Origin of the sequence: Segniliparus rotundus DSM 44985 (assembly GCF_000092825.1) — a bacterium.
Lineage (GTDB): Bacteria > Actinomycetota > Actinomycetes > Mycobacteriales > Mycobacteriaceae > Segniliparus > Segniliparus rotundus.
The window spans coordinates 2,284,793-2,299,905 of sequence record NC_014168.1 but is presented as its reverse complement, the minus strand read 5'-3'; the positions used below and the strand labels follow the sequence as shown (position 1 = coordinate 2,299,905).

Annotated in this window: 15 protein-coding genes; 11 read left to right on the top strand and 4 right to left on the bottom strand. The window is 68.2% G+C overall.

Going from position 1 to position 15,113, the window contains the following annotated elements:
- Window positions 1-4: 4 nt before the first annotated feature.
- On the bottom strand, window positions 5-1,072 hold the full coding sequence (locus SROT_RS11345; protein WP_013139167.1) for a glycerate kinase family protein: 1,068 nt from the start codon (window positions 1,070-1,072) through the stop codon (window positions 5-7).
- Between the two features lie 118 nt (window positions 1,073-1,190).
- On the opposite strand from SROT_RS11345, the gene SROT_RS11340 reads away from it, so the two are divergent.
- Window positions 1,191-1,931 (top strand): acyltransferase, encoded by a 741-nt coding sequence (locus tag SROT_RS11340; RefSeq protein ID WP_013139166.1) that lies wholly within the window; start codon window positions 1,191-1,193, stop codon window positions 1,929-1,931.
- Here the strand turns inward: SROT_RS11340 and SROT_RS11335 are convergent.
- Together SROT_RS11335 and rfbB are read right to left on the bottom strand one after the other, a co-directional pair.
- A complete protein-coding gene (locus SROT_RS11335) occupies window positions 1,921-3,195 on the bottom strand; it encodes a hypothetical protein (protein WP_013139165.1) in 1,275 nt (424 codons plus the stop codon). The two genes, SROT_RS11340 and SROT_RS11335, sit on opposite strands and share 11 nt — an antisense overlap.
- Window positions 3,188-4,195, bottom strand: a complete 1,008-nt coding sequence (gene rfbB, locus SROT_RS11330; protein WP_013139164.1) for a dTDP-glucose 4,6-dehydratase — start codon at window positions 4,193-4,195, stop codon at window positions 3,188-3,190. The genes SROT_RS11335 and rfbB overlap by 8 nt, the downstream gene beginning before the upstream one ends.
- 205 nt (window positions 4,196-4,400) lie before the next feature.
- Between rfbB and rfbA the strand changes: the two genes are divergently transcribed.
- Together rfbA and SROT_RS11320 are read left to right on the top strand one after the other, a co-directional pair.
- Window positions 4,401-5,282: a glucose-1-phosphate thymidylyltransferase RfbA gene (gene rfbA, locus SROT_RS11325; RefSeq protein ID WP_013139163.1), complete on the top strand. Its 882-nt coding sequence runs from the start codon at window positions 4,401-4,403 to the stop codon at window positions 5,280-5,282.
- Between the two features lie 15 nt (window positions 5,283-5,297).
- The gene (locus SROT_RS11320) at window positions 5,298-5,897 is read left to right on the top strand and encodes a dTDP-4-dehydrorhamnose 3,5-epimerase family protein (protein WP_013139162.1); all 600 of its coding nucleotides are present in this window, start codon (window positions 5,298-5,300) and stop codon (window positions 5,895-5,897) included.
- Here SROT_RS11320 and SROT_RS11315 read toward each other — a convergent pair.
- Window positions 5,894-6,862 (bottom strand): DUF4349 domain-containing protein, encoded by a 969-nt coding sequence (locus tag SROT_RS11315; protein WP_013139161.1) that lies wholly within the window; start codon window positions 6,860-6,862, stop codon window positions 5,894-5,896. The genes SROT_RS11320 and SROT_RS11315 overlap by 4 nt on opposite strands.
- 81 nt (window positions 6,863-6,943) lie before the next feature.
- Between SROT_RS11315 and SROT_RS15730 the strand changes: the two genes are divergently transcribed.
- From SROT_RS15730 to SROT_RS11275, 8 genes are all read left to right on the top strand, one after another.
- Complete coding sequence (locus tag SROT_RS15730) at window positions 6,944-7,576, top strand: DUF1990 domain-containing protein (protein WP_013139160.1); 633 nt, start codon at window positions 6,944-6,946, stop codon at window positions 7,574-7,576.
- A gap of 103 nt (window positions 7,577-7,679) precedes the next feature.
- On the top strand, window positions 7,680-8,099 hold the full coding sequence (locus SROT_RS11305) for a hypothetical protein (RefSeq protein ID WP_013139159.1): 420 nt from the start codon (window positions 7,680-7,682) through the stop codon (window positions 8,097-8,099).
- Window positions 8,100-8,327: 228 nt separating this feature from the next.
- Entirely contained in the window at window positions 8,328-8,825 is a 498-nt protein-coding gene (locus tag SROT_RS11300) for a GPI anchored serine-threonine rich family protein (RefSeq protein WP_013139158.1), read from the top strand.
- A complete protein-coding gene (locus SROT_RS11295; RefSeq protein ID WP_013139157.1) occupies window positions 8,822-9,268 on the top strand; it encodes a hypothetical protein in 447 nt (148 codons plus the stop codon). Before SROT_RS11300 ends, SROT_RS11295 begins: the two co-directional genes overlap by 4 nt.
- Before the next feature lie 182 nt (window positions 9,269-9,450).
- Window positions 9,451-10,740 (top strand): signal recognition particle-docking protein FtsY, encoded by a 1,290-nt coding sequence (gene ftsY, locus SROT_RS11290; RefSeq protein WP_187288030.1) that lies wholly within the window; start codon window positions 9,451-9,453, stop codon window positions 10,738-10,740.
- 219 nt (window positions 10,741-10,959) lie between these two features.
- The gene (locus SROT_RS11285) at window positions 10,960-12,234 is read left to right on the top strand and encodes an ammonium transporter (RefSeq protein ID WP_148223603.1); all 1,275 of its coding nucleotides are present in this window, start codon (window positions 10,960-10,962) and stop codon (window positions 12,232-12,234) included.
- A 6-nt stretch (window positions 12,235-12,240) separates the two neighbouring features.
- A complete protein-coding gene (locus tag SROT_RS11280) occupies window positions 12,241-12,579 on the top strand; it encodes a P-II family nitrogen regulator (RefSeq protein ID WP_013139154.1) in 339 nt (112 codons plus the stop codon).
- A 52-nt stretch (window positions 12,580-12,631) separates the two neighbouring features.
- A complete protein-coding gene (locus SROT_RS11275; RefSeq protein ID WP_013139153.1) occupies window positions 12,632-15,034 on the top strand; it encodes a [protein-PII] uridylyltransferase in 2,403 nt (800 codons plus the stop codon).
- Window positions 15,035-15,113: the final 79 nt, after the last annotated feature.

The following is a 15,113-nucleotide window of genomic DNA, read 5'->3' as shown; positions in this document are numbered from 1 at the left end:
TTGCTCATGGGCGCCACGCGGAAGCGACGTGCTCGGCGAGGGCTTGGAGTTGGCCTCGGGCGTCAGAGAGGGCCAGTTCGACCGAGCCCGCGAACTCGCTCAGCGAGTGTGTGGCGGCAAGGCCGGCGGCTTCGGCCCGTGACGCGTCCAGCTGCACCTGGCCCGCGAGCGCGATGGTCCGCGTCCCGCATTGGGCTGCTGCTTTCGCGACCGCGCAGACGACCTTCCCGCGCAGCGACTGCTCGTCCAGCTTGCCTTCTCCGGTGATGACCAGGTCCGCTCGGGCGAGCAGCGCGTCCTGCCCGGTTCGTTCGGCGATCAAGGCCGCTCCGGAGCGGCGCGACGCCCCCAACGCGAACAACGCGGCCCCGAGGCCGCCCGCGGCACCGGCCCCTGGCAATTCGGCCACGTCGCGTTGGACGACGCGGCGGAACTCGGCCGCCGCCGCGGTCAGCCGGGACTCCAGAGCCGCCACAGTGGCCCCGTCGGCGCCTTTTTGGGGGCTGAACACGCGCGCGGCCCCGAATTCGCCGAGCAGCGGATGCTCCACATCGGTGGCTGCGATCAGCTCCACCCCGGCGATAATGCCCCTGGCTTGGGACAGTCCGCCGAGGACGGTGAGCATGCCCTCGCCAGCGTCGGTGCAGGCCGAGCCGCCGAGCCCGATGACGAGAGTCGTCACACCGTAGTCGAGCGCGTCCACGATCAGCTGGCCGACGCCGCGGCTGTGGGCGGAGAAAGCGGTTTCTGGGGTTGGCGGCCCATCGAGCAGGTGGAGCCCGCAGGCCTGGGCGCACTCCAGATACCCGACCAGGTGGTCCGCGTCGCCGCGCGCGTCGACCAGCCAGCGGGCTTTCGTCGCCGCATTGAGCGGGCCTTGGACGAAGGTTGTTTTGCAGGAGCCGAACTGCGTTGCGAGCACGTCCACAAAACCGGGGCCCCCGTCGGACTGCGGCGCGAGGACCACTTCGTCTCCGGGGCGCGCCGCCCGCCAGCCGTCGGCGACCGCCCTCGCGGCCTGCGGCGCGGACAAAGTGCCGCCGAACGAATCTGGCGCGATGACGACCCGCATCTTTGGATTCTAGCCCCGGAAAACGCCGCCGGAGAACAAGGGCCTCGGGCGGACGAGGCGCCGAGGGCGCCCTCCGGCTGGAAGAAAAAGGGTCTGTTGCTTTACTCTTTTCCCCGATATGACGAGTATGTGGAACGCCCCGTTGCGCGACCGGTGGCGCGGCGCGCGGCGACGCAATCCGAAGCAGGCGAAATTTCTGACCGCCGACTCCTTGAGATGGGTGCTGCGCAATCGCGCCTACACCCCCTGGTACCTGGTCCGATACGCCCGTTTCGCGAAATTCAAACTCCTGAACCCGCATGTGGTCACCCGAGGGATGGTGTTCCTCGGCAAAGGGGTGGAAATCCACGCCAGCCCTGGTCTTGCCCGCTTGGAAATCGGCAGATGGGTCCATATCGGAGACGGCAACGCGATCCGCGCCCACGACGGGTCGCTGAAGATCGGGGACAAGACGGTCTTCGGCAAGGACAACGTTGTGAACTGCTACCTGGACATCGAGATCGGCGGTTCGGTGCTGGTGGCGGATTGGTGCTACATCTGCGACTTCGACCATGTCATCGACGACATCGCCATGCCGATCAAAGACCAGGGCATCGTCAAAAGCCCAGTGCGGATCGGCCCCGACACCTGGATCGCCACGAAGGTGAGCGTGCTGCGGGGCACCATCGTCGGCCGGGGCTGCGTGCTCGGCGCCCATGCTGTGGTCAAGGGCGAAGTGCCGGACTTCTCCATCGCTGTCGGAGCTCCCGCCAAGGCGGTCAAGAACCGCAAAGAGGCATGGGAGAGCAAAGCCGCCGAGCGCGAGGCGCTTGCGAAGGCATTGGCAGACATCGAGCGCAAGAAAAAAACTAGCGGCTGAGCCTGCCCCGCCGCCACCAGGGCAGCTGGCGGCGGGCCGCCAAGTCCAGGCACAGATCCGCGACCTCTGCCGCGCCGTCGTGCGCCGCCGCGATGCGGCTCGCGATGCGGGCGAGCGTTGATTGCAGCGCCTCGCCCTCCGCAGAGTCATAGCCGCTTGCGGCGATCAGCGCTTTGTCCAAGGCTTCGACTTCGGCGGCGAGCGCCCGCCATATGGCTGCGGCATTCTGCGCCGCGCTGCGCTCGGATTCCCCGCCCCCGCGCGCCAACGCCGACGGGGGCGGGGCTATCCGCAGATCGACCACCTCTTTGACTTTCGCCGCCTCGGGGAGGAGGCCGCGTCCGCCGCCGGCGTTGAACTCGGCGATCTCCCAATTTCGGCCAGCTTGGCGGACCGACCGGGTGAGCAAGCCCAAGGCGTGCAGGCAGTCCCCAGCGAGCAGGAACACCGCTTGGGAGCGTTGGTCGTATTGTTGCGCCCACTCGTGCTCTCGCCGCCGGGCGAGCGGCCCGAGCCCCTCCAACGCCAGCGCGGCGGCGATCAGCGCTTTGAGCAGTCGCCCGGTCGAGGCCACGAGCATGTCCGCGAGGGCGTAGAAACCCGCGGGGGAGAGCTGCCCGTGCAAGTGCGGGCCCGTGTCGGCGCTTTGGGGCGCTGGCTCGTCGCCGGCGAAGAGGTCCGCGCGGAACATGCGTGTGTTCAGCTGGCCGGCCCGCGTGTACGCGTCGTGGGCTCCGTGCGCGCCCGCGCCCAGGTCGCTGAGCCGTTGGACGACGTCTTCGGCTCGTCGCAGCCAACGCCGGTGCTCCGCCGCGTATGCGGAGCCGTCCTCGCCCATGTGCAGCTCCAGCTGGCCGATCAGTTCCGCTCGCGCGGCCAAGGTTGCGGCGAGCTCCTGCTCTTGGGCTTGCAAACGCTCGGCCGCGCAGCGCAGGAGCTCGAACAGTTCCGCCTCCCCCCACTCCTCATGTTCCGCGGCCTCGGCCTGGTCCGCCGCCGCGATCGGCGACAACTGGTCCGCCGCCGCGATCGGCAACAAGGCCAGGATTGCGGGTTCCTCCTCCAGCAGCGCCCGCGCTCTGCCGTCGGCCAGTTCCCACTCCGCGCCGAGCAGGGCGGCGGCCTCCCCGGTCCACAGCTCCCAAAGCCGTTCGGCGACCAGCCGGGTCTGGGCGAATTGCTTCCTGTTCTGCGCGTTCTGCTCGCCCAGGTCCGCCACGACGCGCGCCAGGTCCCGTTGCTCTTGAGGGGCGCCCTCAACCACGGGTGGTCTGCTCCCGACGCGCGTAGTCCGCTTCGACGCCGGACTTGTCCTTGGCCCACCAGTGCTGGTGCTCCTGATACCAGTCGACTGTTTCGCGCAGCGCCGCGCGGAAATCGGTCTTCTTCGGGCTCCATCCCAATTCCGCCGTCACCCTGCTCGCGTCCAACGCGTACCTGCGATCATGGCCCGGCCGGTCTGCCACCAGCTCGATCCGTTCCGGGTCCACGCCGACCAGCTCGCACAACAGCTGCGCGACAGCGAGGTTGCCCAGCTCGTTGCCAGCGCCGATGTGATACGTGCGCCCAGGGGCGCCCCGGTCCAGGATCGCCCACACCGCGTCATTGTGGTCGTCCACATGGATCCAGTCCCGCACATGTCTCCCGTCCCCGTACACCTTGGGCGCCGTGCCGGTGAGCAGGTTCGTGATCTGGCGCGGGATGAATTTCTCCACATGCTGCCAGGGGCCGAAGTTGTTCGTGCAGTGCGAGATGGTGGCTTCGATCCCGAAGGAGCGCGCCCATGCGCGCAGCAAAAGGTCGCCGCTCGCTTTCGAGGCCGAGTAGGGGCTCGACGGGTTGAACGCGTCGCCTTCGGCGAACCGCCGGTCCTCGCCGAGCTCAAGGTCCCCGTAGACCTCGTCCGTGGACACCTGGTGCAGGCGCACACCATGTCGCCGGACGGCTTCGGCAAGCACGAAGCTGCCGATGATGTTGGTGTGGACGAACGCGCCCGGGCGCACGAGCGCGTTGTCGTTGTGCGTTTCGGCGGCGAAATGCACGACCGCGTCCGAGTCGCGCACCAAATCGTCCACCACGCCTTCGTCCGTCACATCGCCGTGGACGAACGCGATGTCCTCCCGGACTGCCTCCAGCGTGTCGAGGCTCCCGGCGTAGGTGAGCGCGTCGAGGACGACGATTTCGACATCGGGCCTGGTGTGGCGGGTCCGGCGCACGAAATTGGCCCCGATGAACCCGGCTCCGCCAGTCACGAGGAGCTTCATCGCGGCGCCCCGCCCGCGTCGGCCGACACTGGTGTGAGCGAGCCTTTCTCGGACGGAGGTGTTCGGTGGACTCTCACGAGAGACTGCATACGCCCAGTATCTCAGAATGGGCCCAGTCCCTCAGAGCCCGTCCGCGCTGCGTGTCCTCGTGCGCCGCCGCGCCGCGAGCCGTGTCGCGCCGCGGGCGAGCTGATATTCTTTCCCTATGCGAGGCGTCATCCTCGCCGGTGGCGCAGGCTCCCGGCTGCACCCGATCACGTTGGGCGTGAGCAAACAGCTTCTTCCGGTGTATGACAAGCCGCTCGTGTACTACCCGCTGACCACGCTCATCAGCGCGGGGATCACTGACATCCTCATCATCACCACACCTCAGGACGCTCCGGCGTTCACGCGGCTCCTCGGCTCCGGCGAGCAGTTCGGCGTGCGGTTGAGCTACGCCGAGCAAGCTGAGCCGAAAGGCATTGCCCAGGCGTTCATCATCGCAGAGGGCCATATCGGCGGCGGCGACGTCGCGCTCATCCTCGGTGACAACATTCTCGCCGGTCCTGGCCTCGAGCCCGAGTTCGAGGGCCACACCGCAGGGGTGGTGCGGGGGGGAGTCGTCTTCGCGTACGAGGTGTCCGACCCCGGCCGTTACGGCGTGGTGGAATGGGGCGAGGACGGCGCCGTCGCAGACCTCGTGGAGAAACCTGCGCGGCCGAAGTCCAAGCACGCCGTCACCGGGCTGTACTTCTACGACAACGACGTCGTCTCCATCGCCCGCGAGCTGCGGCCCTCCGCCCGGGGGGAGTACGAGATCACCGATGTGAACCGCGCCTATCTCACGGCGGGGCGGCTTTGTGTCCGGGTTCTGCCCAAAGGGTCGGCGTGGCTTGACGCGGGCACCTTCGACTCCCTCTTGGAGGCAGGGAACTATGTGCGGGTGATCGAGGAGCGCCAAGGGGTGCGCATCGGTTGTCCGGAGGAAGTCGCTTGGCGGCGTGGGTTGATCGACGACGAACAGCTCGAACGCGCCGCGCGGGCGCATGCGAACTCCGGGTACGGCGCGTACCTCGCGGGGCTGCTGAGCCATCCGCGACGACAGTGAAGGAGACGGGACCACATGACGCAGTGGCGGGAATTGCCCATCGCGGGAGCCTGGGAGATCATCCCGGAGCTGCATCCTGACGACCGGGGCGTGAACGCGGAGCTTTTCCGGGCGAGCGCCCTTCGCGAGGCGACCGGTCGAGATTTCACGACGGCCCAGTGCAACTGCTCCATTTCGAAGGCGGGGGTGCTGCGCGGCGTCCACCTGGCCCTCAGCCCGGACGGCGCGCTCGAAGGCGGCCAAGAGAAGTATGTGACGGCGACTTCGGGGATGGCTTTCGACGTGGTGGTGGATGTGCGTTCCGGCTCGCCGACGTTCGGCGCTTGGGAAGCGGTGCTGCTCAGCGGCGAGCGGCGCAACGCTGTGCTGCTCTCGGCCGGGCTCGGCCACGCCGTCCTCGCTCTTGAGGACGACACAGTTCTGACGTATCTCTGTTCCCAAGAGTACGACCCTGGGCGTGAGCGGGCGCTCGACGCGCTCGACCCCGCGCTCGCGATCGCCTGGCCGCGCACGGACTCCCGCGGCCGCACGATCGATTTCTTGCGGTCCGACCGCGACCGCGCCGCGCCGAGCCTCGCCCAGGCCGTGGCTTCAGGAGCGCTTCCAGCGCGCTAGGCGCGCTTGGTCCGGACCAGCCGCCAGCCGAAACGCGCGACCACGACGACCACGGCGAGCGGGACGAGCCACACGGCGAGCCAGGATATCGCCGTCACCAGCCATTTGACGGTGGCAACCAGGTCGGACCAGCCAGAATGCAGTCCGGAGCCCACCCATCCGTGCTCCGGCGGCGCAGATTTCTTGCCCAGGAGCACCACGCCGACGGTGGTCGTCTCCACTTTGCCCCCGAGGCCCTGCTGTTGGCGTTTGAGCTGCTGCAGCCGGTCGTTCTGCTCGATCAGCTCTTTTTCCGCCGAGACCATGTCGTCCGCTTTGCCGCTTTGCGCGGCTTGGGCGTAGATCTGCTGCAGTCTGGCGATGGTCTGCTGGACGAGGGCGATGTCCGCGCTCACGTCAGTGCTCTGCTGCGAGACGTTCGTGGAGTGCGAGGTGAAGTATTTGACGTCGCCGAGCGTTCGCAGCTTCGCCACCGCGTCCTCGACCTTGTCGACGGGGATTTTCAGCGTGAGCTGGACCCAGCCGGGAACCTTGTCGGTCGCGTCCTGCTCTTTTTGCTCCTGCGTGGTCCCGCCCGCGTCGTGGCTGATTTTGAGCGCTTGGCTCTTCGCCTTCTGCACATCGTCGGTCTGCACGGCGAGGACTTGTTCGGTCGCCATGGACTGCGCGGACGGCGGCCCGGAGCGAACCGCGCCGACCGAAGCCCCCAGAGGGGCGCCCGGCCTGGCCATGTCCGCGTATGCCGTGTCGGGCTCCGCGTATTCCGGGCCGGGCTCCGAGAACGCCTCCGGGGCCTGAGGTTTGCCCTGCTTCTCGTGCGCGCCGGTGTTGTGCGGCGGCTTCTGCTCGTCGCCGTCGTGGCCCCCGCAGCCCGTGAGGGCGGACGTGAGCGCGAAACCCACAAGCAGCAAGAGGGAAGGCAGGTTCCGGCGTGACCGCCGGTGGTGCGTGTGCGGCCGAGTCATAGGGGCACTCTAACTGCCGTCGCTGAGATTGCGCTGTCAGGGGAATCGAAGCCGAGCGGCCCTTGCGCGTACGCTGAACAGATGGCGCTGCGAGGCAGGTATGTTCCGCTGCCGCCGGACCAGGCGATGGTGCTGCGCGCGGCGGCGTTTTCTTCCCCGGCTTCCGGTGTGACGAGGGACGCGGCGCCAAGGCCGATGTTTTTCCTGCCGCTGACGGCTTCGCGGGTGGTCGGAGCCGGTGAGGCGGACTTCCATCGGGCGGCTGTCGCTGTCCTGACCTGGCAGGCGCAACTGCGCGCGGGGCTCAGCGTCCACGCTTCGGCTTCTTTTGTCGCCGAGGGCGCCGTGGTCGATCAGCGCCTTGGCCCGTTTTCTTTCCCGTGCCGCGTGGTCTATGTCGTGGACGAGCCGCGTCGCAAGGGTTTCGCGTATGGCGCGTTGCCCGGCCACGCGGAGCGCGGCGAGGAGCTGTTCGCCGTCTCGTGGGACCCGCAGACCGACGAGGTGCGCGTCCTGATCCACTCCGTGTCGCTGCCCGCCCCGTTGTGGCTGCCGCTGTTCCCGCTGTTGAGGATCGTGCAGCATGTTTTTGCGCGCCGCTTCGTCGCCGCCATCGCGCAGGCCGCGCAGGAGGGAATTCCTCGGTTTGCTCCTGGTGCTCAAGTTTCCTGCGAGAAAACTGTGAAACCTGCCAAGCGCCTGAGAATTTCTTAGTTTTGGTTGGACGCGCTCCTAGGGGGAGGCTATGATCCGTGTGTCTCGCGAGGGGGTCTCCCCGCAGGGATTGATCTTACGACATCGAATGGAGTCGCCTGGTATGGCCTTTTCCTCTCTTCCTTCTCGCCGCGCTTTGATCGCAGCCTTGGCCGCCCTCGGCCTCCCGGCGGCGGCTGCTTTCGCGGTGTCCGGTTTCGCCCCGTCCACCCTTGCCCCGCAGGCGACCGCCGCCGTCGCGGCTGACGACGACGACACGGACGACGCCGCTCCCGCCGAGGGGCAGGAGCCTGCCGACGAAGCCCCCTCGGACGACGCGGGCGCCGACGAAGACGAGCCTTCTGACGACACCCCGTTCTGCGACGACCTCGCGAAGAACGAGCGCAAGGAGGCCAAGGAGAACGGCGAGTGCAAAGACCGCCCCAGCACCAGCACCAGCGTGCCGACCACGACGCTCGTCATTTCGACCGTGACCTCGACGACCCCGCCGCGCGCCCTGGGCACCCCTGGCGCCACGCACTAAGCGCTCCAAGAGCAAGGGAGGGGCCGAGGCGAATCGCCTCGGCCCCTCCCTTGCTCTCTCAGCCCCCGTTCGCGCGGGGGCTCGCTGCGCGCGCCAGCACCAGCAATGCGGGCCGCGCTGTCCGTTCGCCGATCCGAGAGCGCATGCGATGAGCTCCGTTCGCAGCGGTACAGTGGCACCAGAGATCGATATGGTTTTCCAGAGTTTTCCTCGAAAGGAACAGAACCTATGTTGCTCGGCACAGTGTCACAAAAAATGTTCTGCGCGATCCCTGCCGCCGCTGTCGCGATGGCCGGTGTGGCCGCCTGCGGCAAGGACGAGCCCAAGGGTTCTGCCGCGTCGGGCGGCGCGGCCACGAGCTCTGCCGCGCCGGGCGGCTCCGAGGGCGGGGCGACGGTGACGTACGAAGTCACCTCGAACGTGGCCAAGCCTTTCAAAGTCAGCTACATCGCGCAGACCTCCGCGGGCAGCCCTGCCGAACTCGCCAAAACTTTGTCGACCGACACCGGGACCTCGACCTGGAAGAAAGAAGTCTTCCTCAGCAAAGGCGTCGATTACGCTTTTGTCATCGTCACGGTCGACCCCTCGAACTTCGACTCGTCGACGAAGTTCTCCTGCGAGATCACCTCGGGCGGCAAGACCATCGACGCGAAGAAGGACCAGTCGGCAGTCGCCGGATGCGCTGGGCTCAAGCTCCGCGACAAACTCGAGAAGGCAGGGTCGTGACCGTGCGCGCCTCCTGTTGGGCGAGCCCGGCTTCGCGGGCGCTGGCCGCGGCCGTCGCGGCTGCGGCTGCCGTCTCCGCCGCGGCGCTCTCCCCGCTCCCGGCCCGGGCCGCCGCGGCGACGGTGACCTACGAGGTCACATCATCTGGCAGCAAACCTTTCAAGGTGATGTACGTGGCGGTGACCAACGAGGACACGCTCAACCGGACGCACGAGAGCGCGCAGAACGAGACGGTCGGCTCGCCGTGGCGCAAAGATGTGACGCTGAGCCTCGGAGCCGATTACGCCATGGTCATGGTGATGTCCGATCCTTCGAACATCGACCCGACCGCGAGGTTCAGCTGCCGGATTTCTGTCGGCCTTCAGCAGATCGACGCCGCGTCGGAGCAAGGCATGGTCGGCTGCGCGGGCCAAAAAGTGAAAGAGCCGCCCAAGAGCAGATGAGCTCTTGTCGCGGCCGTCCGCCCCCGCGAGCGCGGTGCCGGAAAAATTCCGTGAAGTTGGAAAATTCAAGATGTTGAGGGAGTGCAGTGAGCAAAATTCAAGGTGCTGAGGCAGTGCAGTGAGCAAAATTCAAGGTGCTGAGGCAGTGCAGTGAGCAAAACTCGAGATGCTGAGGCAGTGCGGTGAGCTCAGAGATGTGGGTCGTCGTCGCCGTCGTAGCGGCCCTTGTGGTGTTGGCGGCGGTGTGCGGGGGCTTGTTGCTCGCGCGGCGGCGCAGGATCCGCCTCACGTCGCAGTCGGCGGCCACGCCTGAGGCTTCGACCTATCAGGCCAAGAGCGGCTTCAGCTTTGCCGAGGGCGGCTCCGCCGTCCCGACGCCGCAGATCGCGCACGCGCCGCCCAAGGTCGAAGCGACCGGCCTGCCGGGAGTGGGGGACGACGCGGCCACGCCGGTCGATTCGCCCAAGCCCACCGTGCGGGACGTGGTTCTGCCCGACGTCGACGTGGAGCAGCCAGAACCCGAGCCGGAGGAGCGCCAGGCCGAGGAGATTGTGCCGTCGGGGGAGCGGTGGGGCAATCTGCGCGGGCGGCTCGCGCGTTCGCAGAGCAGCGTCGGCCGGGTTTTGGTCGGGCTGCTCGGCGGCGGCGACCTCGACGAGGAATCGTGGGAGGACATCGAGACGACGCTTCTTGCCGCTGATCTCGGGGCCAGCACCACGGAGCACGTCATCGACAAGCTCCGCGCCGCGCTCGCTCGCGCCGAGGTCCGCTCGGAGGCCCAGGCCCGAGCGGTGCTCAAAGAAGTGCTCATCGGCGAGCTCAAGCCCGAACTCGACCGCTCGGTCCGCGCGCTGCCGCACGCCGAGCGGCCTTCGGTGGTGCTCGTGGTCGGCGTGAACGGCACGGGGAAGACCACGACCACCGGCAAACTCGCCCGAGTGCTCATCGCGGACGGCCGAAGAGTCCTGCTCGGCGCGGCGGACACGTTCCGGGCCGCCGCTGTGGACCAGCTGCAGACGTGGGGCCGCCGCGTGGGAGCTGAAGTCGTCACCGGCGCCGAGGGCGCAGACCCCGCCTCGGTCGCCTTCGAAGCCGTGCGCCGGGGCGTCGAGACCGGGGCAGACGTGGTCCTCATCGACACCGCGGGCCGACTGCACACCAAGACCGGCCTCATGGACGAGCTCGGCAAGATCAAACGTGTTGTCGAGCGCAAGGCGGCGGTGGACGAGGTGGTTCTCGTCCTCGACGCCACCATCGGCCAGAACGGCTTGCACCAGGCGAAAGTGTTCTCCGAGGTCGTCGATGTGACCGCAGTGGCGCTCACCAAGCTCGACGGCACCGCCAAGGGCGGGATCGTCTTCGCCGTGCAGCAAGAGCTAGGCGTCCCGGTCAAGCTGGTCGGCCTCGGCGAGGGCAAGGACGACCTCGCGCCCTTCGAGCCGGTGGCTTTCGTCGATGCTCTGCTCGGCTGATTCGCGACCCTCGCAGACGGGCTTTCGGCCGCGAAGGGCACAGTTAACTTTTCAGAAACACGATCATGGTGTGCCGGCAACATGCGTTTTGCAGGCTGCACGTCAGGTCGACTCTGGCCGGGCTCGCTGTCATATGAGCCTTGATTTCTATGGAGGTAACGCGCAGTGAACTCTGGTGACACCGCCTGGTTGCTCGTGAGCTCGGCGCTGGTGCTGCTCATGACGCCGGGAGTGGCCTTCTTCTACGGCGGCATGGTCCGCTCGAAAAACGTCCTCAACATGCTCATGATGTCGGTGAGCGCCATGGGCGTGGTCACCATTCTGTGGGCGCTTTTCGGCTATTCGGAGACGTTCGGCAACGACACCGGCCACTTTTTCGGCAAGATCACGCAATACTGGGGGCTGGCCGGGCTCATCGGCAAGGACGCGGACGCCAATCCGCCGCTGGTGGGCACGGCCCCGCACCAGGTCGCGGCCCTTTCCTTCGTCGCGTTCCAGCTCATGTTCGGCATCATCACGGTGGCGCTCATCTCTGGCGCGGTCGCCGACCGGCTCCGCTTCGGCCCCTGGTTGCTGTTCTCGGCGTTGTGGGCCACGCTGGTCTACTTCCCGGTCGCGCACTGGGTCTTCGCCTTTGACAACGTGACCGCCGAGCACGGCGGCTGGATCGCGAACCAGATCAAGGCCATCGACTTCGCGGGCGGCACCGCGGTGCACATCAACTCCGGAGTCGCCGGTCTCGTGCTCGCGCTTGTCCTCGGCAAGCGGCGAGGCTGGCCGAAGACTCCGATGCGTCCGCACAACCTGCCGTTCGTGATGCTCGGCGCCAGCCTGCTGTGGTTCGGCTGGTACGGCTTTAACGCGGGCTCCGCGCTCACCGCTGGCCCGACCGCCAGCTCGGTCTTCATCACCACCAGCGTCGCCACCGCGGCGGCGATGCTCGCCTGGCTGCTGGTGGAGAAGATCCGCGACGGCCACGCCACATCGCTCGGCGCCTCGTCCGGCGTGGTCGCGGGACTGGTGGCGATCACGCCGTCCTGTTCCTCGGTCAATGTGCTCGGGGCGCTCGTCATCGGCGTCGCGGGCGGCGCCATTTGCGCCGTCGCGGTGGGGCTGAAGTACAGGCTCGGCTATGACGACGCCCTCGACGTGGTCGGCGTGCACATGGTCGGCGGCATCGTCGGCACGCTCTTGGTCGGGCTCGTCGCCGCGCCGGAAGCCCCCGCCGGGGTCAAGGGCCTCTTCTACGGGGGCGGCTTCGACCAGCTCTGGCGCCAAGCGGTCGGCGCGGGCGCCGTGCTCGTGTACTCGGCCGTGGTCACCGCGATCATTGCGTTCGCCCTCAAGCACACCATCGGCCTGCGAGCCGACCCAGAAGGCGAGGCGCGAGGGCTCGATGAGAGCGAACACGCGGAGTCGGCTTATGATTTCAGTGCCGTAGGAACCGGTTCTGTCGAGCGGCGCGCGTTCGCCGAAGCCGCAATGAAGGAGTGACAACGAATGAAACTTGTGACCGCGATCGTCAAACCTTTCACCCTCGAAGACGTGAAGACGGCGTTGGAGCAGTCCGGCGTGGTCGGCATGACTGTGAGCGAGGTGCAAGGCTACGGGCGGCAGAAGGGCCACACCGAGGTCTACCGCGGCGCTGAGTACTCGGTCGACTTCGTGCCGAAAGTCCGGGTCGAAGTCATCGTGGACGACTCCGCAGCGGACCAGGTCGCCCAGGTCATCGTTGACGCCGCTCGCACCGGCAAGATCGGCGACGGCAAGGTGTGGATCTCGCCGGTCGAGTCGGTGGTCCGCGTGCGCACCGGCGAGCGCGGCAGCGACGCGCTGTAGCGGGCGCCCTGTTCGCGATGGGGCGCCCTGCGCGCCCGCAAGCACTGAGACCATGCCCGCCCCGGTGACAGCCGCCAGCCTCCGGGACAGCATTCGCTCCCTCACTTCTTCCGACCTGCCGCCCGAACGGCTTCGCCACGACCTCCAGGCGTTGCTTGAGGATTGGCTCGCTGGGCTGGCGGCCAGCCTCGGCGTGGCCCAGGGCTCCGGGTTCGCCCTTGTCGCGGTCGGCGCTTTGGGCCGAGGCGAGTTCCTGCCGCATTCGGACCTGGACTTGGTGCTGCTGCATCGCGGCCACAGCCCGGACGAGGTCCGGACTGTGGCCGAAGGATTGTGGTATCCCGTCTGGGACGCGAACATCGATCTCGACCACGCCGTGCGCACGCAGGACGACATGCTCGCAGTCGCGCAGACGGATCTGCGCGCTGTGTTCGGCTTTCTGCGGCGAAAGCTGATCGCGGGCGACGAGGATCTGTACCACGACACGGTCGGGCCGGTCTTGAGCAGCTGGCGGCGCAGCGCCCGAGGACGCTTGCCCGAGTTGCTCGCCAGCGCCCGCGAGCGGTGGAAACGGTTCGGCTCAGTGGCCCACCGCGCGGAACCCGACCTCAAGTCCGGCAAGGGGGGCGCCCGCGACGCGCAACTGCTCGACGCGTTGGCGCTGGCCCAGCTGACCGATGGGGTTCCCGCGCTCACCGGCTCCTCGCCCGGCGGCGGGTTCGCCCGCGCGTACGCCGACTTGCTCGACATCCGGACCCAGCTGCGCCGCGCCACTGGGCGGGGCCGCGATCAGCTCCTCGCCCAAGACGCCGACGAGGTGGCCGCGACGCTCGGGGCGGGCGACCGCTTCGATTTGGCGAGAAGGCTCAGCGGGATCGGCCGCACGGTGGAGTACTGCGTCGAGGTCGGTTTGCGGGTGGCGCACAACGCGGTGCGGGGCGGCGGGCCCGAATTGCGCCAACGGCGCCCGCTGGGCGAAGGAGTGGTCGCGCACGGCGGCGAAGTGGTCCTCGCCAAGGACGCCCGGCCGACTCCTGGGCTGGTGCTCCGTGTGGCCGCCGCTGCCGCTGTGTCGGGCCTGCCGATCAGCCAGGCGACGCTCGGCAGGCTCGCCGCCGCAGATCTGCGGCAGGGATGGACCGAGGACATGCGCCAAAATTTGCTCGCCGTCCTCGGCGCGGGCAGCCGGACGGTGCGCATCGTCGAAGCGTTGGACCGCACCGGGCTCTGGGAGCGGATGTTCCCCGAATGGGCCGTGGTGCGCGATCTTCCGCCGAGGGACCCGATCCATGTTTGGACCGTTGACCGCCATTTGGTGGAGACGGTGGTGCAGGCCTCCTCGTTGACGACGAGGGTCGCCCGCCCTGATTTGCTGCTGCTGTGCGCCCTGCTGCACGACATCGGCAAGGGCCGGGAGGGGGACCACAGCGTCATCGGGGAACACCTGGTCCGTGAGATCGGCGAGCGGCTGGCGCTGGACGAGGGCGATGTGCGCCGACTCGCGCTCGTCGTGCGCCAGCATTTGCTCTTGCCGACTGCGGCGATGCGCAGAGACGTCCGCGACCCGGCCACCGCCCGCCTCGTCATGACGCAGATCGGCCATGACGAGGTGGTCTTGGAGCTGCTCGCGGCGCTTTCGGAAGCGGATTCGCTGGCGACCGGCCCAGGGGTGTGGGGCGACTGGAAGGCGCGGCTGATCGCGGAGCTCGTCGCGAGCTGCCGCGCGCTGTCAGCCGGAGAAATCGGCGCGCCGCTGACCGGAGCGGTCCCCCTTGCGCGCCGAGTGGACCGGGCGCGGGCGCTCCTCGCCAAAGCCCAACGCGCCGAGGAGCTGCCCGGACAGGTGCTTGTCGAATGGGCCGACCAGGCCGAGGCGGGCGGCGGCGCGGGGGAGTTGCTCATGGTCGCCCCGGACTCGATCGGGCTGTTGGCAAAGGCCACCGCTGTCCTCGCGATCCACGGCCTGCGGTGCCATCACGCCGAGCTTTCCGAGACGGCTGGTTTTGCGCCCGCCGCGTTCGTGGCGAGCCCTCGGTTCGGCTCGCCCCCGTCCGCGCAAATCATCCGGCAGGACCTGTTGCGGGCTTTGGCGGGCGGATGGGACGTGATGGCGGCGCTCGCCGAGCGGGAGCGCAAAGAAGCCGAGACGCGGGCGCGCTCTGTTCTGCGAATCGCCGTGCCCACGGCGCCGAGCACAGCGGCCCCCAAGGTGCTGTGGCTTCCAGGGGCGAACGAGCAGCAAGCGTCGGTGGAGGTGCGCGGAGCGGACCGAGTCGGGCTGCTCGCCAATTTGGCCGCCGTGTTCGCCGCTGCCGGGGTGAGCGTGCTCGAGGCGCGGGTGGAGACATTGGGGCTTTTTGTGGTGGACGTGTTCGTGCTCCGAGGCGCGCAGCTGTCCGCCGACCTTCAGAAGCAGCTCGGCTCCGATCTCGTCGCGGCCTTCGGCGGCTCCTGACGAACAGCGTCTCCCCGGTGGCGGCAATGCGGTGCGGGCAGAGGGCACGGACATGGTCGCCATGCACGCGCCAGCGGCC

Bases quoted from the DNA above. Each gene is read 5' to 3' on its own strand.
- SROT_RS11345 (WP_013139167.1), bottom strand. From the start codon at position 1,072: ATGCGGGTCGTCATCGCGCCAGATTCGTTCGGCGGCACTTTGTCCGCG.
- SROT_RS11340 (WP_013139166.1), top strand. From the start codon at position 1,191: ATGACGAGTATGTGGAACGCCCCGTTGCGCGACCGGTGGCGCGGCGCG.
- rfbB (WP_013139164.1), bottom strand. From the start codon at position 4,195: ATGAAGCTCCTCGTGACTGGCGGAGCCGGGTTCATCGGGGCCAATTTC.
- rfbA (WP_013139163.1), top strand. From the start codon at position 4,401: ATGCGAGGCGTCATCCTCGCCGGTGGCGCAGGCTCCCGGCTGCACCCG.
- SROT_RS11320 (WP_013139162.1), top strand. From the start codon at position 5,298: ATGACGCAGTGGCGGGAATTGCCCATCGCGGGAGCCTGGGAGATCATC.
- SROT_RS11315 (WP_013139161.1), bottom strand. From the start codon at position 6,862: ATGACTCGGCCGCACACGCACCACCGGCGGTCACGCCGGAACCTGCCT.
- SROT_RS15730 (WP_013139160.1), top strand. From the start codon at position 6,944: ATGGCGCTGCGAGGCAGGTATGTTCCGCTGCCGCCGGACCAGGCGATG.
- SROT_RS11305 (WP_013139159.1), top strand. From the start codon at position 7,680: ATGGCCTTTTCCTCTCTTCCTTCTCGCCGCGCTTTGATCGCAGCCTTG.
- SROT_RS11300 (WP_013139158.1), top strand. From the start codon at position 8,328: ATGTTGCTCGGCACAGTGTCACAAAAAATGTTCTGCGCGATCCCTGCC.
- SROT_RS11285 (WP_148223603.1), top strand. From the start codon at position 10,960: ATGACGCCGGGAGTGGCCTTCTTCTACGGCGGCATGGTCCGCTCGAAA.
- SROT_RS11280 (WP_013139154.1), top strand. From the start codon at position 12,241: ATGAAACTTGTGACCGCGATCGTCAAACCTTTCACCCTCGAAGACGTG.
- SROT_RS11275 (WP_013139153.1), top strand. From the start codon at position 12,632: ATGCCCGCCCCGGTGACAGCCGCCAGCCTCCGGGACAGCATTCGCTCC.